Here is a 24,128-nt window from a genome sequence, read left to right as displayed (position 1 = left end):
CTCCTCTCTAAGACGGGATACTCATTCTCATTTGCTTATACTCGTCATCGATTCGTTTCCGTTCTGGATGAGTTTCTACGGTCGTTCTTTGTTTAAGTAAGCTCTGGCATTCCAACATATGCTCAATCAATTTGCTTTTCAGATCGCTCTTTATGCCAAACAAAGTCTCATCCTTCGATCTATTCGTAATCTCTTGTGGGTCTTCCTGAACATCGAACAGTTCTTCGCCACCCGAAATATAATGCACATATTTATAGCGACCGTCATACACCATGGAACGTCCTAGGAATTCACTAAAAACGTAGTTATTAATGGGCTTCTCAGGGTTCTCGATTAACGCCATCAAGCTTTTCCCTTGAACCGTTTTCGGTTTAGGAGCCTCACACATATCTAAGAACATCGGCATCAGATTAACCGTACTAACGAGGGAATCGCATGTGCTGCCTTTCGCCACTCCTGGTCCATACACAAGAAGTGGAACTTTAACCATCGATTCGTAAAAGTAATATTTATAGGATAAACCGTGATCACCCAATGCATCGCCGTGGTCGCTTGTAAACACGATATACGTATCTTCCAGCACGCTTTTTTCCCTTAATACATCAAGCATTTTGCCAATGCCTTCATCAATTAGAGAAATGGTCGCATAGTAATGCTTCCGCCATCTCCTGATTTGCTCAGGGGTTGCCTTCGTCGGATCAATTTGAAAAACAGAATTATTCTCCGTATCCCTCACGAACGCCAGTTGTTCTTCCAGCATATAGTTGGCTTCTACAGACCCTTGAATCGGCTCAGGAATCTCGCAATGTTCATACATATCCTTCATTTCTGCAGGTGGATCGTACGGATCATGCGGGCTCGGAAAACTTACCCAAACGGCGAAAGGCTCATCGCCATTCGTTCCCAGCCATTGTGCTGCGCTATCTGCGACAAATACGTCTGGATGAAACTTCTTTTCATGAATAAAATAAGGCGCTCCGAGTGATTCCTGATATTCCGGAAACTCAACTGGACTCGAACGGTCCAATCCGTTGTGTTTCAGAAAGGTATAGTGATCATCTGGCAAATAAAAATGTCGTTTATCCTCACAGATAATTCGCTCTTGAAAACCGCCGAGTTGATCCCATGGCGTAAAATGCATTTTACCAATTGCTGCCGTTTGATAACCTTCCCTGCCGACAATTTCAGGCCATACCGGCGTCCCCTCAGGTAGATTCGTATCGTTGGATAATGTCCCGACGACAGAAGGATACTGCCCGCACATCATGGCCGAACGACTAGGGCCGCATACAGGCGCTGTCACGTAACAGTTGTTAAACACCATGCCATTTCCAGCAATCCAATCCAGATTCGGTGTTTTCATAAAATCTAGCCCATAACACGGCATTGAATCCTGCCGTTGTTGATCCGTTGTAATGAACAATAGATTCTTTTTCTTCATTATCCATTTACCTCCGTTACGTAGAGCTGTATCGTTCCGCTTCGGTCGGAGGCGAACAATATACGGTCAGCCTTCCAGCTGAACGTCGGATGACAATGCGACATCTGGGAGCCCCATGAGGTGTGGTGCGTACATAGTGTTTTCAACTCCGTCTGACCATCCTTCAATGTAATGAGAACGATATCATCAACTTCATCCCCGACCAATAAGCTGTTATCGTTATTAGCATGATAATGGTTGCAGTAATGCGGCATCGGAATCGTGTTAAGGACTTTGCCTTTCTCATCAGCCAAGCCGATGTAAGGCGTTTGCCCGCTTTCCTCCGTCACGATTGTAGCTTGCGTTCGCTTCGAGGTAATGGTGCCGTCATGCCCTTTTCTGCGATTATCGAAGAAGATCAAGCCGTCTCGCGTCCAAAACTCATGCCCCACGCAGTCGTCTTCCTCCTGTCTAAAGCAGGGAGTTACTTGACCTGTTGAAATGTCCAAAAGCCAGATGCGTTGATGAACCTGGTTCCACGGGCCCTCGTGACAGAACATAGCGAGATTACTGTCATGTGGTGAGAACTGGAAATGCCCCAGCCAATGGGTATCTTCAAAGGCATTATAGACCTTGGAACCATCCAGATGGGCAATCGTGACGAAGCCCCGCTTGATCGCATACATCGTCTCCTTGAAGCCGGCATAGTTGTTGCCATAGGTAATGGAGACATCTTCGTTGCGGCAAAAGCCCACTAGCTTTTTATCCGGACTAATAAAAGGAGACCATAACGTCATGCCTTCGGTTTCTTCGTAGACAACCCTGATCTCTCCCGTGCGGGTATTAACCTTCTTGATCTTATTGCCGGTAATATACACTAACAACTCGCTGTCCGGTGTCTTCGTGCTGAAGCCGGTATAACCGACGCCCTGAGGCTCATCTGTCATTTGCGTCATAAGTCCTGTTGCCAGATCCATCTTGAAAAAATTGTACAGCCCTCGCTCACTCCCGCGATCGGAGAGAAAGTAAATTTCCTCATCCCCGAGCGTAAATGAATTATCCGTAAAATAGAGATGAACATTGTTGGAGGCGCCGTCGGTCAGCTGCCACACTTGTTTTCCCGTTTTTTCATCGATGTACGACTTCTTTTCCGATGGATATACTTTACCTATCAATGCGTCCACTCTCCTATGGATCTAGCTGATTTCCAAAGTTAACGCCCACTCATTGACGCCGCCGCCCGGCACGACCGAACAGCTGTTCAAACCATGAGCGATGCTCACATTATCCAAATACCCTGTCGCTGGCTCCAACGCAAGGTGATAATGATCATCCCATCCGCCGCCGTTCACCCAGAAGGCCAAATAAGGAACTGTTTTCACATCAAAAATGAGTGTAAATCGCTCTCCTGTCGCTTCCTCAACTACGGAGCACCAGCCCTCTTGAAGAGGTGACATTACATAAAATTTATCGGCCACACCAGAATGACGTGCGGGCATCTTATCTATGTCTACTTTAGCCCCGTCCTCGCCGATAAAAGCTGGCCATGCCTTCACCGTTCCCCATTGTCCCAAACGCTGATCTAACGAAACGGTCGTTATGATTTGGCTTATAGATGTAGGCAAACAGATGCGCATAGATTCCGTAGCAGCGATAATCGGATGTGGAGCCCATAAATAAGGCATGTCATGCTCGCTCAAATTCGTTAAACGATAAGAGAAAAGTACCTGACTACCTTTCAAAACCATCTTTTTCTCCAATCGGTAAGGCAGGCTGCGTCCTTGAACAACAGCATGCATCTCTAGGTCGGAGACTTTGTTGCACACCCACGGCAATGCCCATACTTCTCCGTGATCGGGAATTTGCACATGCTGCCAGGGGGCAACTGGGAAGGAACAGCTATCTATGCTGGGAAATAATTCATCCCATCCGCATCGATCCCATTCCTCCCACAAGCTGCCATAGCAAGGCTCACGAAACTCTCCCCTTCCCTCAGGTCGATCCATCCATTGTTTACCCGTCTTTTTATTGATGAGCGAGCAGATTTTAGTGCCGAGTGCAGGGAGGATGTCGATTTGCAAATGCTCATTCTCCAAACGGATTTGTTCCATCATACGATGAGCAGTTCATGGAACTCACAGGAGCGCGCACCATGAATAACGAGCGGATCTTGGTAAGCTAGCTGTTCAGCTTCTTCCAAGGATTGTGCGTTGTAAATCACCATACCACCTACGCCGTCTACAAAACGGGCTTTGAGATAGATAGAGCCCTTCCTTTCCAGCTCCGCCAAATAAACCAAATGAGCTGGTCGATGGAGTTTATTCTTTTCCTCGTCCAGCATCGGTAAAATCGCGATGTATTGTTTCATAGCTCAGCCAACATCCCTCCGTCAATGACTACACCCGTGCCAATCATGAATCGCGCCTCGTCGCTTGCGATGAAACAAATTACGTTGGCAATTTCCTCTGGCTTGCCGATGCGGCCAAGCGGCTGGGCGCCTTTCCATTCCTCATTGAGATCAGCGCCATGCAATCCGCCTAATTCGGCGTATCGATTCAACATGCCCGTATCGGTCGCACCGGGTAGAACTGCGTTGACGCGAATCCCTTGTTTGGCGTAATCGATCGCCATGCTTCGGGTCAACGCCATGAGCCCGCCCTTGGAAGCCGCATAGGCTGCGTAGTTGTTAATGGTTGCTTGCGCGTGAACCGAAGCGACGTTAATAATGACGCCTCCACCACTGTTTATCATATGTGGAATACCGTATTTCCCTAGTAAGAAAGCGGATGTTAAGTTCACATTGAGCGTCGCATGCCACTCCTCTTCGGACAAATCGACAACTCCAAGCAACGATTCAACTGCAGCACTATGGACAATGCCATCCAGCCGGCCAAAGGTTTCAACCGCAGTCTGGATCACCCTCTGTATATCGGTAGACTGTCCCACATCGGTTTTGACAAAAATGGCTTTTCCCGCCGAGTCTTTCATCTGCTCTAGCGTCTCCATCGCGTTCGCTTCCGAACGGTTGGCGATCACAACGTTGGCTCCCTCTTGCGCCAAGCGTATGGAAGTAGCTCGACCAATACCTGTACCGCCGCCGGTAACAATGAAAACCTTTTGCTCAAATCGCATGGTGTCGCCCTCCCTACTTAAGGATGTAAAGTAATTTTACTGAATTCGGTTTTACCTTCCACTAAAGCTCGGAAACTGTCGGGTCCATCTGACAAGTTGCGTTTCGCCAGCCAACCATCCGCTCTGATTTTCCCGCTGACCAGCATTTGTACGGCATGTTTAAAATCCGCATCCGAATAAGAATAAGAACCGCGTATATTCACCTCTTGACGGACAAGATGGTTCAATTTCATAGGTGATTCATCGCTGCCTAAGCCCACCAGCACGATGTTCCCGCCAGGACTAATCAGCTCCAGCGCTTGCTGTCTCACGGCGGTTGCACCGACGCAATCGATGATCGTATCGATCCCCCGCTGCGCGAAGAGCTCCGCTGCTTTGACTTCGACTTGCTCAGGCGTCGCCACCTCAGCACCCAGAAGCTTGACATGATGCAGCCGCACTTCCTGCCGATCCACGACCAACACTTGATTGGCGCCCATGTTTAATGCTGCCTGCAACGTCAGCAAGCCGATCGTCCCAGCTCCATAAATGATCAGATCATCCAAATACGGAAGTCCTAGCTTGATCGCATGAATGCATACGGCTAGCGGCTCCGCCAATGAGGCGACAGCGGCATCCATTTCTTGGGGCACCTTGTACAGGCTGCTGACAGGTACGGTCACATACCCCGCAAAAGCGCCTGGTCGATGAATACCGATCAATTCCCGGTGACGGCACAGATTGCGCTTGCCGATGATGCAGCGGTCGCAAGAGCCGCAAGAGATTAGGGGATTGGCTACGACCTTGTCACCTATGGAAAAACCTGCAAGTGCACCTGATTGATAATCGATGCCAACAATCGTCCCACAAAACTCATGCCCCATAATTAACGGTGGAATACGAACGCTGCTGTGGCCCAGATAGCCTTCCAACTCGCTGCCGCAAATCCCAGCGGCTTCGACCTTGATGACGGCCTCTCCAGGACCCGCATGCGGATCTTCTTTATCCTCAAGACTTAATTGCCTCGGCCCGTGATATACCAGCGTCTTCATGCTGAGTATACCTCCACACCATTCACGATATGCTTCGGACGCTCTCCGTTCAAAATGCGCTGCACTTCCAAAGCCGCATGACGCTGCAGTCGGTTTAATGAACTTTCCGAATACCAAGCGCAATGGCTTGTAATCAAGCACTGCTCTATTTGGAGCAGAGGACTGTCCAGCGCAACAGGCTGTTGCTCCAGCACATCTAGTGCTGCACCGGCAATTTGGTTGCTCGTTAGCGCTTCAATGAGACTCTCGGTGTGAATGACCGCTCCTCTGGACGTATTGATGAGGTAAGCCGTTGATTTCATTCGCTCAAAAGCATCGCGGTTGAAAATATGTTTCGTATCCGCTGTTAATGGAAGATGAACGGAGATCATATCGCTTTGTTCCAGCAATTGATGCCAATCTACCTTCTGCGTGTATTGTTGTTCAAAAACCGTCTGCTGCACAAAAGGATCGTAACCGATGGTGTTGATGCCGAAGCTTTGCGCTCGCTTGGCCACGTCTTTGCCGATATTGCCAAACCCGGCGATCCCTAACGTTTTCCCGTTAAGTCCCATAAGCGGGCGGCATGGCGTTATTTGCCATACGCCTCGGCGTACTTGGGCAACCACTTGCGGAATTTTGCGGACACTCGCAAGGAGCAAGGACATCGCATGATCGGCGACTTCGCCCGTTCCATAGTCCGGAACGTTGACGACAGGAATATTTCTCGCTTTGGCCGCTTCAATATCCACGTTATCTACGCCAACGCCATATCTGACGATGATTTTGCAGCGCTCCAAGCTGTCGATGACTGCCTTAGTAATTGGCGCTCTTTCGGATATAATTGCATCTGCATGTCTAGCTAATTGCAGCACTTCTTCCTGCGTTTTGCATTGACCGGAAAGGAGCTTCACGCCCATTGGCAGCAAAACTTCCTCTTCTTGCTTTAAATCCGGAAACCCGTAATCCGTCACCACTACTGTATAGGCTGTCATCATGTACACTCCTTTTCCATAGTCGCATAGCATTCTACAAACCACTGAGCCACACCATCTACGATGGCGGCCAAATACGCCTGTCCTTGCTCCGCAGAAGCGGCTTCGCTGCTGTCCGTATAGCCATCCGCGCCGGTTAATTTACCATGACAGCCGATAAACGTGCCTGCCCGGCTGCCAAATATCCAATCCAGCTCGGTATGCTCCTCCGGAATGAGATCCTTACGAACGAGACGCTCGTCAAGCGCAAGCATCAGCGAAGTCTCAAATCGGCCGGCATGCCCAGCCACCATCCCTCGATTTTCTTCGCGAGCAGACGTCATTGCGTCCCCTGCTGCGTTCCAGTAGGAAGCGGAAGCGACCCACACCGGATGCTGGACAGCTAAGTCCTGTGCTGCTTGGTTCATCATATTGGCATTACCGCCATGCGCATTAATAAAAATAATTTTGCGGAAACCGTCTTTGATCAAGCTTTCTCCGATTTCCTTGAGCATCCGTAAGTACGTTTCCGAGGAAAATGAAAGGGTACCGCCAAAGGCCAGATGATGGCTTGAGCAGCCGATTGACAATTGCGGCGTCAGGAGCAGCTTCGCTTTGCCTTCTGCTGTCGCTTTACGAACAGCCTCTGTGCTTATATGCTCACCAATCAGGCTATCTGTATAGACACTAAGGTGTTTGCCGTGCTGCTCCGTTGCCGCTAATGGCACAACTGCGGCATAACCAGCCCTTGCGCATGCTGTAATTTCTTCCCTTGTCAAATGGTGAAATAAGAAAGTATCCATATCAAGAACCTCCATCTTAGTTCTAACCTGTGACTTCTTGTTTTTCCGATGTTTGAAGGGTTAATTGAACGAACACGCGATCCATTGCACGCAAAGTTGCTTCGATTTCAGCCGATTGGTGTGCGGTAGAAATGTACCATAACCCATTCGGACGAAGTAAGACACCTTCTTCGAGCATTAACTCTGCAAAGCGGGTATATTGCGCAGCGTCGCGCTTATTAAACGTCTCGAAATCGTTAACCTCTATCGCATCAATAAACATCATGTGCATCACAGGTCCTATTTGGTTCACTACACCAGGAATACTGTGTTTGCTCAGTAATGCACGTATACCGTCAGCAAGTTCTGTAAAGAGTGTTTCCATGTGCTTGTAAGCCGCACCGTTATCTTGGGCGAGGTGGCTTATCGTTGCAATTGCTGCAGCGGTAGAGACACAATTTCCATTTAACGTCCCCAGATGGCTTACTTTTCCTTCATCCACAAGCTTCATAATCTCAGCATTACCGGCCACAGCACTGATTGCGATGCCTCCGCCCATTGCCTTGCCAATCACGACCAGATCAGGGCGAATGTCGAATCTGCCATGGGCTCCTCCCAAGCTAAGCCGGAACCCCGTAATCACCTCATCCATAATCATGACGATGTTGAGCTCTTGCGTCAGCTTGCGCATCAGAGCTAGATAGCCTGCTTTCGGTTGAATGCAACCGGAATTACACATGACTGGCTCCGTTATGACAGCGGCGATTTCATGTCCTCTGGTGCGCAGCGTAGATTCTAATGCTTCAGGGTCATTCCAAGGAAGTAAAATGATATCATCCAGGCTATTTTCGCTTTGTCCAAATGTACCAGGGGGAATAGCTGCTGCCCTGTCGTCGGAAGCTTTTTGACTCATGTCCGAGCTGGGAAACGATGTGAAGATCGAATCTGACCAGCCATGGTAATGTCCATGGAAGCGTACAACCTTTGTTTTGTTTGTGTACGCGCGTGACAATCGAAGCGCCAGCATAACCGCTTCTGTGCCGGAGCCGCTTAGCGATACTTTCTCTGCGCAAGGAAGAACCTCGGTTAACAGATCAGCCAATTTAATTTCGCCATCATGCTGAAGTCCGTATGTAGCTCCATTCAGCAAAGCTTGATGTATGCTTTCATTTAAACCGTCGTGCGCATGACCCAGAATCAACGGGCCGTAAGCAAGCAAGTAGTCGATGTAGGTATTGCCATCCACATCCGTGATGCACGCAGCTTTCGCTGACTTTGCATACAAGGGAGTTGGTTTCATTGACGCACGCAAGGAACTGGCTACCCCGCCTGCAAGATGCTGTTTGGCTGCTTGATGCTTAGCAATGGATTGTTCATAAGTTCTCATTGGGATTCCTCCATGTACGAAATAGGATCAAGCGGATAAATGGGACGAGTTAATTGCTCATATTGAAAGTGGTAGAGGTTTTCTCCACAACAGCCTGGCGTATCGACCTGTATAATTCTTTTGCATAGGGTACCAAAAGCTGTCTTCCACGCAATGGCGGACTTCACGACGATCGTATGGAAGTCTTCAGCATGTAAGCCTACTGATGTGACATGTCCAAGATCCCAAGGTGCAGTGCGCTTTTCCGTTACAATTACGGTGAGATTTCCCGCTTCGATGACAGCTGTTTTCCCCATATCTGCCCATTGTCCTGTCATATAAGGACCGATATGGGTGTATTTACCATCAAATAGCTCTCGAATGACACCTGTTATTGGAATCGGTTCTCCGTTCAGATTGCCGCTCTTACCGCCAATTTCTGCATCACAAACAGCACCAACACCGAGACGGTGGGCAAAATGGGCAGCTTCCATATCACGAATCACTATGAGACATTTTTTGGGTGCGTTAATGAGATGCTTCAGAACATGGGTTGCATCCGCTGGGGCGCCTCCGCCAACATTATCCGCACCTTCTACGAGGATGACAGGTCCTTGCTCCTCGGCAAACGCCATAGCAACAGCTTCGGCGGCGGGGTATCCATTGCTTTTTAACCTATCTCGGAGTTCCCATGCCATTCGGCTAAGTTCTTGCGCATAGTGATCGGCAAGCGGTTGATCGTTATTCGTCGTCACCACAAATGAAACACCAGCATCAGGCACATCGCTATAGGGAAAGCCTCCTGCTACAGTAACATTGACTACCTTCGGGTCACTTTCTATCGCAAATGCGCAATCCATTAATTCCTGCATCGGACCAGCTACATCCGTTAACATCACTTGCGGTACTAGGAGAAGTCGCGGTTGAACGAAGGCACTCACAGGCTTGATCACTCCGCGGATTGTCTGTGCTAACAACTGAACCGCCTCTACGCCTCTCTCATAGGCATCGATATGCGGATACGTGTCATAGCCAACTATGATGTCGACCTGTTCCACCATGTGCTTACTAATATTGGCATGCAGATCTAAGGTGACTGCAATGGGTTTGGAAGGACCCGCCTTCTCTCGAATACGCCGGACGAGCTCACCCTCAATGTCTGGGAAGCCTTCTGCTACCATGGCACCATGCAGAATGGCAACAATGCCATCAGCTGATAAATCAATGGAGGAAACCACGGAATCAAATAGTGCCTCCACTGTTCTACGACTGACCATTCCGCTTGGAGGTGCCGCGGTATACAAGCCGCATGTTATTGCTGCGAGCTCCACTCGCGCTCCATCGATAACGCCACCCATCGATGTTCGTGTATGCTCATATCTTTGATGAAAAAGCTCATTGCCTCCAATCCATTCTTGTGCGAAATCTTCCAATTCGGTCTTCCCTGGAGCAAACGTGTTCGTTTCATGAAAAATGCCTACAATCGCTAGCTTCATACATTTCCCCTCCGTCTCGAGCATGATGAATTCGGGGCAGTTAGCTCAAGTCTCTTGAAGTAACTGCCAGCACCTACCGGGAAGGTCCGCTTGGAATAGTTGAATATTGCCAGTATCCGCTACTGTCACGTAACAATTGCGTCCATCGGGCCCCCCGAACGTCAAGTTGGTACAGTCTTTGCCTAACAATGGAACTTCGACAAGGATCTCACCGCTTGGTGAAATTTTGGCAATCGTGCCTTTGCCATGGCGGGTTACATAGAGGTTTCCGGCGATGTCACACCGCATCCCATCCAAACCGAAATCAGGAAATTCAATAAAGAGTCGTTTATGGCTGATTTGGAAATCCGCTGAAAGGTCGTAAGCCCAAATTCGGCGTTGTCTAGTTTCGTTGACATACAACGTCTTCTCATCTGGACTGACTTCGATCCCGTTGGTAGTTCCCATATTGGCTTCCAGTAAGACTGCCCTGCCATTTCCACTTGGATCCATACGCCAGATTTGCCCTGTGGAATCCTTCCAATTCGGATCGCTTGCAAAAATAACGCCACTGGAAGTAATCGCTAAATCATTGGGCTGATTCATCGTCGGTTCATGCACATAGACCGAGATTAGGCGAGTCGCGATATCGACCTTGAGAATGTTATGGCCGGTATGATCGGCAATGAATAAATCGCCATGCTGGTTCGTACGCATCCCGCAGCCCGTGCTTCCTTCTGCCAATTCAAGAAAGATGGTGCACTCACCTGCGGGTGTTACCTTACCAATCGTATGTCTACGGGCAAAATTCACCGCATACAAATTGCCTTCCCGATCGCAGGCAGGTCCTTCAATGCTCTTCGTGAAACCAAAGGGTTCTGTAAAAGACCTACTAATAAAATTCGAATCACTCATTCAGCGAAGCTTCCCTTCCATCCGAATTTACCGATATACTTTGCGACCAAGTTCTTCACAAGCCCGCTTGATCCATACATGAACTTTATCCCAGATCTCATCCGTAATGCGCACTTCAGGAACAGATATACTTATGGAAGCTACCGTTTGGTTAGCAGCGTCAAGGACAGCCCCTGCAACGCAATGTACGCCTAGAACCGTTTCACCCAAGTTGTAACCAACACCTAACGTCCTTACTTTTTCTAATTCCAGCTTCAGCTCTTTTAAAGAGGAAATCGTTTTACTTGTCACTTGTTCCAGCTTATCTTCTGGATAAAGCGTGTGCAATTCCACTTCCGAGTAGTCAGCGAGCAAAATTTTGCCAGATGCTGTTGCATGTAAGGGAAATACATCACTCTGATTAGGCGTAAAGCGCAATGCCTGGCTGCTTATTTTCTCTCCTAGATACAGCAGCTGGTTGCCGCTTCTCACGGATAAACTAACCGTTTCATTCAAATCCTCCGTGATCTTATCGGCAATCTGATAGAACTCGCCAGTCAAACTTGTATTCTGGATATAGCGATTACGAATGGTAAACAATTTATAGCCAATCCGGAATTGCTTGCCTGACTTGTCGACTTCTAGATACCCGCGGTTCAACATGTTTTGTAAAATGAGATAGGTGCTGCTTGGAGGCATCTCTAATTTCTTAGCAATTTCCGATAAATTATAGGAATCGGTCCCTCCCGTAAATAACTCGAATATGTCCAACACTCGGTCTGCTGATTTGACTTTATGCGCTTGATTTTTTTCCAAGTCATGAATCCCCCTTTGAAATCGTTTCATCTATATGAAAGCGTTATATTCATTGTAGTGTAACCAACTGCTTATGTCTATTGTCATAAAAGGAAATAATTTCAATTAAAAACGAGCGTGCCAAATTTCGCAGGCACATGGAAATTCCTTCGTTCTCCCGTTGGCGACCAAGCCCAATAATGGCGCTGTCCTGTGGAATCTTCGTCAATCCGGTAAAGATTAATTCTCCATTTCATGCCCGGAGCAGGCGGGGGGTTGAAGGAAGCGATAGGAAGTGCCATGTCATACAAGGCCTTCCCCTCCTCTGGCCACATTACCTGTGTCAGCAATCCGTCCAGGTTCCAGCTAGCATCGACCTTCTGTTTCTGCCCTTCTTCTTTATCAATGAGGGCATCGAATACAACATTGCGGGGACTCAGCTCAAATTCTTTATAGAACCTGCCCGCCCCGCTTTCATCGATGAAGATTTCTACGACATCTTGCTTATAAATGGGATCATCCCGATTCTCGTAGGTAGCGACGACATGATCATCGGCACATTCGAAGCGCACATGGAGATAGCTATCGGTGCGGCAGATTTTCACGGTTGTGTGTAAACGCGCTTGTTCTCCGGTAACGGTATCCACAAGCGGTATGCTCTCTATTTTCTCCCAGCACACTTCGGGGCCACTCTGATAGTGGCAAGTGTACACGTACGCTTCCATATGCGCCTTCGCTCCCTTAGTTTCGTTTCTGAGCAATAACATCAATTTCAACGAGAAGATCGTAATTCAAGTCACAATAAACAGCAGTGCGGCTAGGAAACGGGCTTGTGAAGAAACGTCTGTAAATGGTATTAAATTCCTCATACAGCTTTCTATCGCTTAAATAAATATTACATTTCACCACATCGTCAAAAGTAAGTCCAGCAGCGGCGAGAATCTGACCAATATTCGCCATCGTCTGAACGGTTTGTGATTCCAAATCACTGCCAACAACGGCACCTGTCAGCGGATCAAGACCACCTTGCCCCGATACGAATACTAATGAATCCGTTTGAATAGCTGCCGAGATCGGTTTGCTGCTGCTTGAACTCATTACTTCAGATCGCATATATAGACCTCCATTATTTACATTCATTTCTTTGGATCATAGGCAACGCTCCATGCCTCTAAGGACAACGGGCTGCCCACATATAAGGATTCCATTGCCGTATTGATAAGGTACGTTGTCAGCAGGTTTCTTTCAATTGGGCATGGGGGCGTACCATAGAGGACCATCTCTTCGATTAGTTGAGTCAATTTAGTGAAATGGCTGTAGGGCCGCTCTCGCCCTGTATTGCAGTACGCAGCAATACTAGCGTCTGTCTGATCTTGAACAGCAAAGCTCCATCTTGTAGCAAATTTATGCAGCTGTGCCACATATCCCTTCGTGCCATCTTTGTAGGTGACAACAAACAGCGCAGGATCTGGACATTCGTTGCGTGGATGCCTGCCAGATAGCTCTGGTTCGAGTGCGAGCGCTTGCATCATCAGAGCCTCCGGCCATTCAGCCCGGTCCATGGCTTGCCACATCGCATCGCCAGCTAAGCTATGAACGGAGGCAACACCCGTCTCCGCACCATGTCGATGCTCTGCCAGTACCTGCAGTACTTCCATGCCATGAAATCCGTAGGATTCGTGCCCCCCATGACTGACGACAAAGAACGTACGGCCTCCCTGTAGAAAGGAGCGATCGAAGTGCGGTACATAATCTGTATAGGGTATGGAGGATCCCGCCATACATGGAATGCCCCTTGTTCTCACTTCTTCATAAATCCAACGCGCATCCTCATTATCGTAAGAGAAATGCTTATCAAGGAAGATAGGTACACGAATGCCATGCCGATCCATGGCAGCTAACGTTTCTCTCATAAATCGCAGCCTTGGATACAAGTGCTGTTGTTTCTCATTCCATGGGTAATCCCCATGTTCACCGATGATGACAATACCATCTATTGTTTGCTCAGGTGCGCCCCAAGCCACGGCTTCTTCAATGGTTGTACAGATCGCCACACCATGCTTAGCGGCTAGATCACGACTTAAATCTCTATCCGTGAATTGCTCCACGTACATCGCCACTACTTCGACTTGCGGTTCATAGCCTAGCTCACCTAGCAGTCTGCTTACAATCACATCTGCGTGCGAGTTAAGTTTGTACTGCGTAATGATCGCTGCGACTCGCTTCTTCATATCCGAATCCCTCCATCAATCGTATACAGCGATCCCGTTATATACGAAGCAGCATCGGACAGCAGGAACGATGCAAGCTCGCAAATTTCGTCCGGAGTTCCGCTGCGCCCAAGCCAGGTACTCTTTCGCAGCTCTTCTGCTTTTGCGGGTGACACGGGCTTTGGCTCTTTCACATCTCCCGGTATAATCACGTTAGCTCGTATACCGTGAACGGCGTTCTCGGCAGCGATCACCTGTGTCAAGAAATTGATCCCGGCCTTCGACGAGCCGTACGCCCCTTCTCCTGCTCTCGGTTGTACGCCAAGAACGGAAGAGGTATTGACGATGGATCCGCCTCCGGACTCCTGCATTAACAGGATCGCATGCTTGGATATGAGGAAAGTCGAAGTGAGCGTGCCTTGGATAACTCCATTCCAGTCCTCCAAGGTGTACTCCGCAACCGGCTTTCGATTCTGTGTATAGCTATTATGGAAGGACCCCTCCAAGCGACCAAACTGCTCACGGATTTGGCGGAACATTCCGGTGACCTGATCCTCATTACTGGCATCAGCCTGCACGAAAAGCAGGCGATCTGGGCCATACTGCGCTTGAAGTTCCATCATACGTGGGGACTCCTCCGCAGTTACCCAATCATTAGCGATGACCTTAGCTCCTCTGGCTAGAAACATCCGTACAGCGGCGAATCCAATCTTGCCAAGGGCGCCAGTCACGACAATGACCTTATCTTGAAGCGGTAAACTCATACTATTACCTCCTGCTTTCCCCAATAAGGGACTCTTCTAGCCCCTTCCAGCTTATCCCTTCAAACCGGACGATGCTATCCCCTGAATAAATTGCTTCTGGGCAAATAGGAACAAGACGATAACTGGGATGGTGATAATGAACGCAGCAGCCATCACGATCGGAATCTCATTCGGTTGATCATTAACCGCCTTAAGGAACAAGAGACCCAGTGGCAATGTAAACATTTTGTTGTCCGTTAAATACAATAGCGGTCCCATCGTATTACTCCATGCCCCAATAAAGGTGAACACAGCGAGCGCCGAAAGCGCCGGTTTGGACAACGGGATATAAATGCGCCAGAGCACTCCCCATGGGGTGTAGCCATCAATTAGTGCTGCTTCAAAAAGCTCTCTAGGCAATGTTTTATAAAATTGATGCATGAGGAAAATTCCGAAGGCCCCTCCCAGGAAGGCTGGAACAATTAACGGGTAGAACGTATCAAGGGCGTTCAGGTTTTTCCAAATGAAGTACTGCGGAACCATCGTCACTTGACCTGGCAAAATCAACGTCGACACCATGGCCAAGTAGATCCATTTCTTCAACTTAAATTCAAACATCGCAAGTCCAAATGCGATGACGGCACAAGAAATCATTGTTCCGGCCACATCGAGAACTGTTACAAATGTGCTATTCATCGTGTACCTGGCAAAATGCACATTTTGGCTATTCCATGCTGCCGTATAATGCTGCCAAGTAACCGGATCAGGAAACCACTGAGGCGGCAACTGCAGCACTTTCGCTCCGGTTTTGATCGAGGTCACAACCATCCAATAGAAAGGAATGAACATGCAGAGTCCGCCTATGATTAGAAACGAATAAAGCAGACTTGCGCTTAATTTGGATTCTTTAATCATAGTGCACCCACCTCTTCTCCATCTTCCGTTGGAAAATTGTAATGATCAAGATGACAATGAACAACAACCATGCCATTGCCGAAGCTGGCCCCATTTTAAATAGAATAAACGCATCTCGGTAAATCATAATGTTCACAGTCAACAATTGGTCCCTCACTCCGCCTGGTGCACCGACCAATGTAAGGAATGAATCAAAGGCATGAAATGCGGAAATCGTTGAAAGGATCAGTACCATGTAAGCCATCGGCGATACGAGCGGAACGATAATGCTTCTAAATACTTGCCATTTCGAGGCGCCATCTAAGTCAGCTGCTTCATACAAGTCTTTTGAAATATTTTGCATACCTGCCAACAGCAGGATCATCGAGCTCCCCATACCTTTCCATACGTTCGCTATGGCTACACTCCCAATGACAACCCACCAATTCGGATTATCCAGATATTTGTACGGCCCTAGGTTCACGTAACCGAGCAGCAAATTGACAACACCGAAATTAGAATTCAGGATCCATGACCAGACCATACCCGCTGCAATCCAAGGCGTAATGACAGGTAAAAAGAAAATGACCCGAAAGAATCCCTTAAAGCGAATCGACTGGTTTAATACATACGCCGCAACGAAAGCAATCCCCGTTTTCAAAGGCACAAAGATCACAGCGAAAAAGAAAATATTGCGGAACGAGTAGTACATTTGCTTCTCATGAAAAATCGATTTCCAGTTTTGGAGACCTACCCACTGCGGAGCATTAAACATGTCCCACTTCGTAAAGGTTAAATATAGGGAGAAAATAAAAGGATACGCTTGGAAAATGAGAAAACCGATGACAAATGGCAACGTTAGTATATATCCCCAATGGTTGTACCTTTGTATGACGCAACACTCCTTCATAAATTTAGGAGGAGGCGTTAACCTCCCCCTAAACATTGCGATCTGGCTACTTATTGTTATTGATAACCGTATTCAATTTATCATTCGCTTCCTTCAAACCAACTTCAACGGTTTTGGTCCCTTTGAACATTTCGATGAAGACCGGCTGAACAGTTGTTTTCATTTCATTCCAGAACGGAGTTTCATCCGTGGTCATACCCGCTTGGGCAACACCCTCGGTAAATGCTTTTTTGTTTTTCGGAGCCGTATTCATATCCAACTTGGAGTTAGCCGAAATCTTAAGTGGAAGTGAAGCGCCGCTTGCAGCCAAATATCCTTGCGCATCATCACCTAAGAAGTATTTCAGGAATTCCCACGCTGCATCCTTCTGTTCCTTCTTCGCTTTCGAGAAAATGACCCAGGAATTTGCTACTAACGGAACCACTCGTTTGCCGTCCATACCTTTAGGCACCATGACTGTATCGTAGTCTAGATTCGGATAATCTTTCTTGTAGGTAAGCTGACCACTGTATTGCATAATCATCATACCGATTTTGTTCTCACCGAACATCTGAGCAATTTTCCCGTTCTTTTCCAACACATCGAACGTTGGTGCAATACCGCTCTTCATCGCACCCTGCCATGCCGTTATCCCTTGTACGGTTTTCGGGTCCAAAAGCATGGACTTCGTTTTGGTCTCATCTAACCAGCCGCCTCCATAAATCTTCGACCATAGGAAGAAACCTTGTGTCATATTGTTTTCGACGGACATACCGTAAATATCTGTTTTACCGTCGCCATTGGTGTCTTTGGTCAGCTTTTTAGCTGTGTCTAACATATCCTGATAAGTCCAGTTTTCCGTTGGCTCTGGAATCCCTGCTTCTTTAAAAATTTTCTTGTTATACGCTAGTGCGACCGGATTAATACCGTGTGGAATCCCCCACATCTTGCCGTCCGTTCCCTTACCTGCATTCAACATGCTAACATAGTCATTTTCTTTTAGATCGCGCTTTACATAAGGCGCAAGATCCTCAGCAACCCCACGCTTCCCGTATCCAAGGACAATTGCATTTTCCTGGAACCAGATGTCCGGTGCATTGTTGCCGGCAATTTGCGCTGTAATTTTCGTAGCAAACTCAGCCCAAGGCGCATCTTGAATCTCCAACTTAATATACGGGAATTTCTTTTGAAAACCTTCGATAATCTCTTTCTTGGTAACGTCGTAACTTCCTGGCAAACCTAACTTCAGTGTCACTTCTTTCGGTGGTGCAGCTGCTGTAGCCGCTGCAGGTGCACCGCTAGTCGTTGCCGTTGATTCTGTTTGACCATTACCACAAGCTGTAAGCGTTACTACCAACATACTGCTTAATACAACTAGACTCGTCTTTTTCAAAATAAACCCTCCCATTTATGTGTACTTGTTATGTAGAACACTTAGTTGGAATCGCTTTCCTCTGTGAATTCATTATATCCCGTCTAGTTATTCACGTCAATGAAATGTTTTCACATTTGTGAATTTTAACAAAAATCATGGATACAATCCAACTCACAACCAACTTAACGCTATCAGCGCCCATCCATTAGTCCGAAATTACCGAACTATTTTCACCGTACGCACCAACAATCCTCAATTAATCCGAATTAGCCGAACTAAATCGCCTCTGCCGACTCCCACCTGTGCAAAATGGGCATTTAGTTCGGCAGAATCGGACTACTCCTGCTTTTCTGCAGGAAATCCCCGATTTAGTTCGGAAATATCGGACTAACGCCACTTTCAAGAAAAAAGGACTCCTGACAACAAAGTCAGAAGCCACATGTTCACAGCATAAAGATCTGACTTCTTGCAATGGAGAGCTGAGACTTCCTATTGAGTTAAAATAGCTGCAAACGGATCTGTCCCATCGAGTAGAAACTCCACATTGGTTGTCTGACCGTTGTACACATAACTCATTTTCGCCAGCTGATTCGTTTTCAGCAAAGGAATTACACTACCTGCTTGCGCAGGATTAATGATCCAGTTGTTGGACTGCAATCTAACGGTTGATACCCCTTGAGGAACGGTAACCGTGTAGAAGTAGCTGCTAATATCAACCGTGCTGCCTGCCGAAACACCGCCTAGGATGATTTTATGGAAACCGCTATTAATAAGCTGTAACTCATAAACACCCTGATTCGCAAAAACATTGAAAGTCGCCGTGTCTCCGTTATGATACGCCAACGTCTGGTACACCCAATCTGACTGCACAATCGAGAGTTTACTTTCTCCATGAATGCCGTTAACCGTGATCTTATCAACAGGCACATTGAAGACGTTCGCCTGATTTTCGTACAAGGTCACACCCGGGAACGTATACGACATGCCGCCTTTGCGAACGCGAACCGTATACTTGCCTGTCGGCAGGCTGCCATTTTCAAAAAGAATAACAGCGCTGTTACTATAAGTACCCGCGTTTATCCATGATGTCTTGTAATACTCAACCATGGCATTCTCAACGCCTGAAAAGTTGACGACAAGACTAGTTGAGATAGGCTTCTCAAAAGCGACAGCCGCACCAGCTGCCACGAGTTCAGCACCTGTCTTCGTGATTGATGTGGCGTTTGGATAGCTCAACACAACTTCTTGATCCGCCAGATTTGTGATAACGGATAGGTTCGTCGGCGTTGAACTTAAGTTGGATACCACACCGACGGATGCCGGGAATGGCGCAGTGTTCAGCGGAAAAGGTAAATCCGCCGTTAACGCACCTGGCGCCCCCGTCGCTGAGGAGAAGGCAACTGTATTACCTAGGTCGGTACTTCCATTTCTCAGCTTGCCTTTTGGCAACGCCACAAAGACATTCCCCGCCAAAGCTGAGCCACCAGAGCCTGCACCGACGTTGGCAGCAGAGGCTGCTTTCGCAATCGCCGTCACTTGCGTATTTTCGCCGTAGATCAGGATATTGCCGCTTGCCCCGTTTTCTCCGCCGCCGATCCCTGCACCGATAGCAGTGGTCACACCGCCACCTGTAGCGGTAATCGTTCCGCCACTGATGATGATATTGCCGCCTGCACCATTCTTACCGCCACCGATACCCGCAGCTGCATTGGCGGAATTGCCGCCACCTACAGCATGAATCGTTCCGCCGGTAATGGTGATGTTGCCGCCCGCGTTGCCCGTGCTGCCGCCAATGCCGGCACCTGCAGAACCGCCGCCTGTAGCCGTCACAGTGCCACCGCCGATGGCGATGTTGCCGCTCGCGCCGCCGATGCCAGCGCCGGATGAACCACCGTTTGCCGTTACCGTCCCACCGGTGATCGTGATGCTGCCGCCCGTGCCGAGGACGCCGTCACCGATGCCGGCTGCGCCGTTCGCACCCGTGGCCGTCACGGTGCCACCGCTGATGGTAATGTTGCCGCCCCCGCCGCCATTCCCACCGCCGATGCCTGCGGAGCTGCTGCCGCCCTTGGCCAGCGAAATCGTTCCGCCGGTAATCGTGATGTCACCGCCCGCGCCGGCTCTGCCGCCGCCAATGCCTGCGGCGTGCCCGCCGGCCGTCGCCGTAATTTTGCCGCCTGCGATGGTGATGGCACCGGCTGCGCTGCCCTTACCACCGCCAATGCCGGCACCCTCAATGGCGCCTGTAGCAGCCAGCGTTGAACTTGCATCCGCTGCCTGGATCGTCAAGGCGCTGCCAACTGGCACGCCGATTCCTGCTCCATTGCCGACGATGAGTGCTGAGTGTACCGTCGTCACAACATTTGTACCCTCAAGCGTGAGCGTATTGCTGCTTGAGGCGAAGTACAGAGCTGATTTCGCTTGCGCGTCCGCTGATTTCATTTTCAAATTGTTGATCGTCAACGCGTTGTTGCCTTCGCCAACTACAGCGATGCCAACAAATTCCACATTCGAATTACCTTTGATTGTAAGAGACTTGTTCACCGGAACGTGAATGGTCACGTTGCCCGTTGGTGAAGTCGCAAAGCTCGACAAGTCGAGCATACCAGCAAATGCCGGATTATTCAGAACCGCATCGACACCCGCTTGATCCCATGTTTGAGGTATCGCTGTGTCCAGCGCCGTCCATTTGGCGTAGAGAGTGATGCTCTGTGTAATCACATCTGTCGCAAAGTTAAACGCGTTCTGCAACGCACCATTTGTATACCAACCTTCAAAAGCATAACCCGATCTAGTCGGATCTGCCGGTTTAGCAATGGTTGCTCCGCTAGCTAAGTCAGCAATTGCCGCAACAGCCGTTCCGCCATTCGAATTAAACGCGACGGTGAAGCTTTGGATGACTGGCTGCCATTTGGCATAAAGAACCGTATCCGCTTCGACAGCTTTGCTGAAATCAAACTTGTTCGCATACGTTTCGTCGAACCAACCAACAAAGTTATAATTGGCTCTTGTCGGCGCCTGCGGTGTAACGATTTCACCGAGCGACGCTCCATTTGCATGAACGGTCACCATTGCATCCGATGTAACACCGTCATTGTACTTATAGGTAAGGTTAAAATGGGTATCATAATTACCTTCTGTGACATAAACCGAAATCGGTAGCGAAAGACCACCATCTAACTTAACAAGGAAAGCTCCCTTCCCTTTTGCCGGCTGGCCTGTTAATACGTTCGCTTTTGTATTTCCAAGATCAGCAAGACCTTTGGTAATGGTCGTTCCGAATTGCTCACCCAAGAAGTTTTTGCCGATTTGCTTCGGATAACCTGTTACGGTAAGAACCAAATCGACACCTTGCGTAATCGTACCTTGGGTATTCCCTTCGGCATTGGTCACTGTAAACCAATCGTAATCACTGTTTTTGCGCAAATCATACTTCGTTCCAGTCGGAATTCCAGCTGTCTTAATAACAACTTGCTGCGTGGTGTTCCCTGTCACGTTCAGTTGATACTTACTGTCATCTGATCTTAAAGCGGTCGGTCTCGTCGGAACGATCACATCTTTGCCGCTTTCGATGGCTCCGATATCAGGTGCTGCACCAGCGTAATCAGCCGAAGTTACAAAGTTAGGAATCGTTGTACCCTTATCAAAACCAAGGCTGCCGCTTGTTTGGCTCAAGTCACCTTCCGCTCGGTTAGTGAAAGTCGCCTTTTTACTGGAATCCGGATTGATCGCTGTTACAGGTGTTCCGATTTTATCACCGGTAATCCCGTTTGGCTCAACAATTGGCGGAGGTCCACCCGTTGTACTGAAAGCATTTGTTGTAACCCCAGATCCATTAAACAAATCGTAATCATAACTAGCGCCTGGATAATTGTAAATGTGCTTAATCGTTATGATGACTTGGCCATTCGCCAAAGGACTATCCATGGATTCAATAATATTATTGCGATAGTACGGTCTGTAAATTTGACTGTCTTTGCGGGTAATATGACTAGCTGAACTCAGGATCGTATTGTTGAACAGATAGTTAGCGCCGAGCCCCATGTTCGCTTCTTTCGTAGCTGCTCCGTGCTTCAGTGCGCCTTGAATCAAGCCCCATTCATCACCCAAGTTTGTTAGGACATTTCTATACAAATAGATAGGACCTACATAGTTCGTATCCAGACCTACGCCATTCGCGACCCCTTCTATTTTGTTGTTGTAAAACCTTACGTTCATATCTGAGCCTTCTAATTCGACACTATCATCTTGGGTATAGGCAAAATAATTGCCATACACGTCGGAATCCTTACCAACGCCGCCGTCCACTTCACCATTGCCCCACGTTTCAATGGCATCGTTAAAACGGTGATCATCGCTTCCGACAATATCATTGTAACGAATGACCACCCCTTGCCCGCCCCTTGCATACATGGCACTTACACCTTGCGGATGTTTATCGTCCCATTCCGGATACCAAGCTCTACCGCCGCCGCCGTTCCATGCATTGGTTTTGGTCCTTGCATCATGAATATAGTTCTTTTCAATGACAAGATTGCTGGCATCGCTAATAAAAATACCGGAGTCATTGTTAACTGGCGTAGCGTTGGCCGTGTAACTTTGACCTGTACGCAAATCCACAGCCAAATTCGGATCTGCATTAGCAACCACGGTTTGCTTCGCTAAGTATTGTGTCGCTTCTCTTCCAAAATGGGAAATATCGCTATTCACAATGCGAATATGGTGACTTGAACTAAGTACGGATATCGCGCTTCGCTTACCGCCACGAATGATTAAGTTTTCCAAAATCACATATTCGGACTGGGCGATCACTACGGCTTCCCAGAACTCGTCCGTCACTTCAATGACCGTACTTCCGTCGCCAATAATTCGGATATATCCGTTTTCTGACCCTCTCAATCCTTGAACCGACAACGGTTTTCCGGGTTCATATATGGAAGCGATCGGGATATCTCTCGCAATCGGCACGTTCTCTTTCCATGTTCTGATTTGCCCGGTGTAGGTAGAAGCGTCTTTAAGAACCTTCACCTTCACTTCATAATCCGTGTCAGCTTCAAGGCCAACGATAGAGCCTCTGAACTGCTTGTTAACCGAGTCCCATGCCAGTGAGAGTCCGTCTTCCCATGTTGCAGTACCCACTTTCCTGAATTGCACCTCATTGGCAGGGTCAGTGACGACCTGTATCGTGGTGACAGGCGACGTCGGAAGCTTATACGCGATCGTATCTCCAGGAGTCGTATAACCTGTATAATTCAGATATACACTGACATTGTTGAACGTCGTTCTTAAAAGCAAATCGTTCCCTGTATTGGGGATGCTGTAACCACTTTGCGCTGCGCTTGTGGCAACCGTCGTTTTGAATTCCTTATCTGGTCTGCCGTCGGAGAAATGAATTCTCACTCTGATCATGTCATTGCTGCCCCCGCCGGACAAATAGCTGAGGCCTCCCTCAAACGCTCCTGTCGCCGCATTATAACCAGGCTTAGGCGCGATCAACCAAGCGTTGCCGGTATTTCTTGGTTGAGCGATGACATAGTTGGCCGGGTCCGCTGACTTCCGCCACACCGTGACTTCGGCGTTCGGATCGTCGCTCGGAATACTGTAGTAACCGTCTCTGGACTTGCCTACAGCTGTGATGTCAACACCCGGTACAGCTACTGGTATAGCCGCTTCAGCGGTAAGATGTCGGTTTTCATCATAAAGTACTTTGGCCGTATTGCTTGCGGCATCCCATGTGTATGTGGCTTCAAACGCATACATGAGTGTATCTAAGGGAATGAAGCTGCGAATTCCTTCTTTAAAAGGCATGTCAGTCGTAACTGTGGAGCCGTCCTTTAAAGCAACTTCGCTGCTTCCATATGTCGCTGTCATTTCGTAATAATCATTTTTTAAAGTGAAGGCTTTGCCATCGATTGACTCATAGAATACCGCATATAAATAGTGTGCGATCGCTTCAGCCGATACCCAGATTTTACCGTCCGTAAACTTAGGAGTTATGTCTGATTTTACGTTTTTGCCGTTTACGGTGATCTGGATCGGTGATGCTGGATTTACAATCTCTACAGGCTGATGCGAATATGCCGCAAAGGCTGAAGTAGGAAGAACAAGTGACATGATGACTGCAACAAGTAGTAGAAATCTCAGATTAGGTTTCATTTTGATTGCCATG

The 24,128-nt window shown here is 48.2% G+C and carries 20 protein-coding genes; all 20 read right to left on the bottom strand.

The features are described 5' to 3' along the window. Positions 1–7 precede the first annotated feature (7 nt). Positions 8–1,441, bottom strand: coding sequence for a sulfatase family protein (locus J2736_RS21700; protein WP_310500685.1), 1,434 nt, complete (start codon positions 1,439–1,441; stop codon positions 8–10). Beyond that, entirely contained in the window at positions 1,441–2,595 is a 1,155-nt protein-coding gene (locus tag J2736_RS21695) for an oligogalacturonate lyase family protein (protein WP_310500684.1), read from the bottom strand. The genes J2736_RS21700 and J2736_RS21695 overlap by 1 nt, the downstream gene beginning before the upstream one ends. A 21-nt stretch (positions 2,596–2,616) precedes the next feature. Next, positions 2,617–3,534, bottom strand: a complete 918-nt coding sequence (locus tag J2736_RS21690) for an aldose epimerase family protein (protein ID WP_310500683.1) — start codon at positions 3,532–3,534, stop codon at positions 2,617–2,619. Continuing rightward, positions 3,531–3,788 (bottom strand): YciI family protein, encoded by a 258-nt coding sequence (locus J2736_RS21685; RefSeq protein ID WP_310500682.1) that lies wholly within the window; start codon positions 3,786–3,788, stop codon positions 3,531–3,533. The genes J2736_RS21690 and J2736_RS21685 overlap by 4 nt, the downstream gene beginning before the upstream one ends. Beyond that, complete coding sequence (locus J2736_RS21680; protein ID WP_310500681.1) at positions 3,785–4,552, bottom strand: SDR family NAD(P)-dependent oxidoreductase; 768 nt, start codon at positions 4,550–4,552, stop codon at positions 3,785–3,787. Before J2736_RS21680 ends, J2736_RS21685 begins: the two co-directional genes overlap by 4 nt. A gap of 17 nt (positions 4,553–4,569) precedes the next feature. Continuing rightward, positions 4,570–5,583 carry a zinc-dependent alcohol dehydrogenase gene (locus tag J2736_RS21675; RefSeq protein WP_310500680.1) on the bottom strand — a complete coding sequence of 338 codons (1,014 nt, stop codon included), beginning with the start codon at positions 5,581–5,583 and terminating at the stop codon, positions 4,570–4,572. Further along, positions 5,580–6,560 carry a C-terminal binding protein gene (locus tag J2736_RS21670; protein ID WP_310500679.1) on the bottom strand — a complete coding sequence of 327 codons (981 nt, stop codon included), beginning with the start codon at positions 6,558–6,560 and terminating at the stop codon, positions 5,580–5,582. Before J2736_RS21670 ends, J2736_RS21675 begins: the two co-directional genes overlap by 4 nt. Continuing rightward, positions 6,557–7,339, bottom strand: coding sequence for a creatininase family protein (locus tag J2736_RS21665; RefSeq protein WP_310500678.1), 783 nt, complete (start codon positions 7,337–7,339; stop codon positions 6,557–6,559). Before J2736_RS21665 ends, J2736_RS21670 begins: the two co-directional genes overlap by 4 nt. A 22-nt stretch (positions 7,340–7,361) precedes the next feature. Beyond that, entirely contained in the window at positions 7,362–8,705 is a 1,344-nt protein-coding gene (locus J2736_RS21660; protein ID WP_310500677.1) for an aspartate aminotransferase family protein, read from the bottom strand. Then, positions 8,702–10,180, bottom strand: coding sequence for a M81 family metallopeptidase (locus J2736_RS21655; protein WP_310500676.1), 1,479 nt, complete (start codon positions 10,178–10,180; stop codon positions 8,702–8,704). The genes J2736_RS21660 and J2736_RS21655 overlap by 4 nt, the downstream gene beginning before the upstream one ends. Positions 10,181–10,225: 45 nt before the next feature. Beyond that, on the bottom strand, positions 10,226–11,074 hold the full coding sequence (locus J2736_RS21650; RefSeq protein ID WP_310500675.1) for an SMP-30/gluconolactonase/LRE family protein: 849 nt from the start codon (positions 11,072–11,074) through the stop codon (positions 10,226–10,228). A 27-nt stretch (positions 11,075–11,101) separates the two neighbouring features. Next, on the bottom strand, positions 11,102–11,869 hold the full coding sequence (locus J2736_RS21645; protein ID WP_310500674.1) for an IclR family transcriptional regulator: 768 nt from the start codon (positions 11,867–11,869) through the stop codon (positions 11,102–11,104). Between the two features lie 101 nt (positions 11,870–11,970). Next, the gene (locus tag J2736_RS21640; RefSeq protein WP_310500673.1) at positions 11,971–12,573 is read right to left on the bottom strand and encodes a carbohydrate-binding family 9-like protein; all 603 of its coding nucleotides are present in this window, start codon (positions 12,571–12,573) and stop codon (positions 11,971–11,973) included. A 16-nt stretch (positions 12,574–12,589) separates the two neighbouring features. Then, positions 12,590–12,961, bottom strand: coding sequence for a RidA family protein (locus J2736_RS21635; RefSeq protein ID WP_310500672.1), 372 nt, complete (start codon positions 12,959–12,961; stop codon positions 12,590–12,592). A gap of 23 nt (positions 12,962–12,984) precedes the next feature. Next, a complete protein-coding gene (locus tag J2736_RS21630; RefSeq protein ID WP_310500671.1) occupies positions 12,985–14,079 on the bottom strand; it encodes a hypothetical protein in 1,095 nt (364 codons plus the stop codon). Continuing rightward, the gene (locus J2736_RS21625; protein ID WP_310500670.1) at positions 14,076–14,822 is read right to left on the bottom strand and encodes an SDR family NAD(P)-dependent oxidoreductase; all 747 of its coding nucleotides are present in this window, start codon (positions 14,820–14,822) and stop codon (positions 14,076–14,078) included. Before J2736_RS21625 ends, J2736_RS21630 begins: the two co-directional genes overlap by 4 nt. A gap of 51 nt (positions 14,823–14,873) precedes the next feature. Next, positions 14,874–15,716, bottom strand: coding sequence for a carbohydrate ABC transporter permease (locus J2736_RS21620; protein WP_310500669.1), 843 nt, complete (start codon positions 15,714–15,716; stop codon positions 14,874–14,876). Further along, the gene (locus tag J2736_RS21615) at positions 15,709–16,551 is read right to left on the bottom strand and encodes a carbohydrate ABC transporter permease (RefSeq protein WP_310500668.1); all 843 of its coding nucleotides are present in this window, start codon (positions 16,549–16,551) and stop codon (positions 15,709–15,711) included. Before J2736_RS21615 ends, J2736_RS21620 begins: the two co-directional genes overlap by 8 nt. Positions 16,552–16,651: 100 nt before the next feature. Continuing rightward, entirely contained in the window at positions 16,652–17,977 is a 1,326-nt protein-coding gene (locus J2736_RS21610) for an ABC transporter substrate-binding protein (protein WP_310500667.1), read from the bottom strand. 471 nt (positions 17,978–18,448) lie between these two features. Continuing rightward, complete coding sequence (locus J2736_RS21605) at positions 18,449–24,127, bottom strand: InlB B-repeat-containing protein (protein WP_310500666.1); 5,679 nt, start codon at positions 24,125–24,127, stop codon at positions 18,449–18,451. Position 24,128: the final 1 nt, after the last annotated feature.

This window comes from Paenibacillus qinlingensis, from assembly GCF_031455095.1.
In the GTDB taxonomy this organism is placed as follows: Bacteria; Bacillota; Bacilli; order Paenibacillales; family NBRC-103111; genus Paenibacillus_E; species Paenibacillus_E qinlingensis_A.
Note: the sequence above shows the minus strand (reverse complement) of the source record. Positions and strands in the feature narration are given on the sequence as shown.

Bases quoted from the DNA above. Each gene is read 5' to 3' on its own strand.
- J2736_RS21700 (WP_310500685.1), bottom strand. From the start codon at position 1,441: ATGAAGAAAAAGAATCTATTGTTCATTACAACGGATCAACAACGGCAG.
- J2736_RS21690 (WP_310500683.1), bottom strand. From the start codon at position 3,534: ATGATGGAACAAATCCGTTTGGAGAATGAGCATTTGCAAATCGACATC.
- J2736_RS21685 (WP_310500682.1), bottom strand. From the start codon at position 3,788: ATGAAACAATACATCGCGATTTTACCGATGCTGGACGAGGAAAAGAAT.
- J2736_RS21680 (WP_310500681.1), bottom strand. From the start codon at position 4,552: ATGCGATTTGAGCAAAAGGTTTTCATTGTTACCGGCGGCGGTACAGGT.
- J2736_RS21675 (WP_310500680.1), bottom strand. From the start codon at position 5,583: ATGAAGACGCTGGTATATCACGGGCCGAGGCAATTAAGTCTTGAGGAT.
- J2736_RS21670 (WP_310500679.1), bottom strand. From the start codon at position 6,560: ATGATGACAGCCTATACAGTAGTGGTGACGGATTACGGGTTTCCGGAT.
- J2736_RS21665 (WP_310500678.1), bottom strand. From the start codon at position 7,339: ATGGATACTTTCTTATTTCACCATTTGACAAGGGAAGAAATTACAGCA.
- J2736_RS21660 (WP_310500677.1), bottom strand. From the start codon at position 8,705: ATGAGAACTTATGAACAATCCATTGCTAAGCATCAAGCAGCCAAACAG.
- J2736_RS21655 (WP_310500676.1), bottom strand. From the start codon at position 10,180: ATGAAGCTAGCGATTGTAGGCATTTTTCATGAAACGAACACGTTTGCT.
- J2736_RS21650 (WP_310500675.1), bottom strand. From the start codon at position 11,074: ATGAGTGATTCGAATTTTATTAGTAGGTCTTTTACAGAACCCTTTGGT.
- J2736_RS21640 (WP_310500673.1), bottom strand. From the start codon at position 12,573: ATGGAAGCGTACGTGTACACTTGCCACTATCAGAGTGGCCCCGAAGTG.
- J2736_RS21635 (WP_310500672.1), bottom strand. From the start codon at position 12,961: ATGCGATCTGAAGTAATGAGTTCAAGCAGCAGCAAACCGATCTCGGCA.
- J2736_RS21630 (WP_310500671.1), bottom strand. From the start codon at position 14,079: ATGAAGAAGCGAGTCGCAGCGATCATTACGCAGTACAAACTTAACTCG.
- J2736_RS21625 (WP_310500670.1), bottom strand. From the start codon at position 14,822: ATGAGTTTACCGCTTCAAGATAAGGTCATTGTCGTGACTGGCGCCCTT.
- J2736_RS21620 (WP_310500669.1), bottom strand. From the start codon at position 15,716: ATGATTAAAGAATCCAAATTAAGCGCAAGTCTGCTTTATTCGTTTCTA.
- J2736_RS21605 (WP_310500666.1), bottom strand. From the start codon at position 24,127: ATGGCAATCAAAATGAAACCTAATCTGAGATTTCTACTACTTGTTGCA.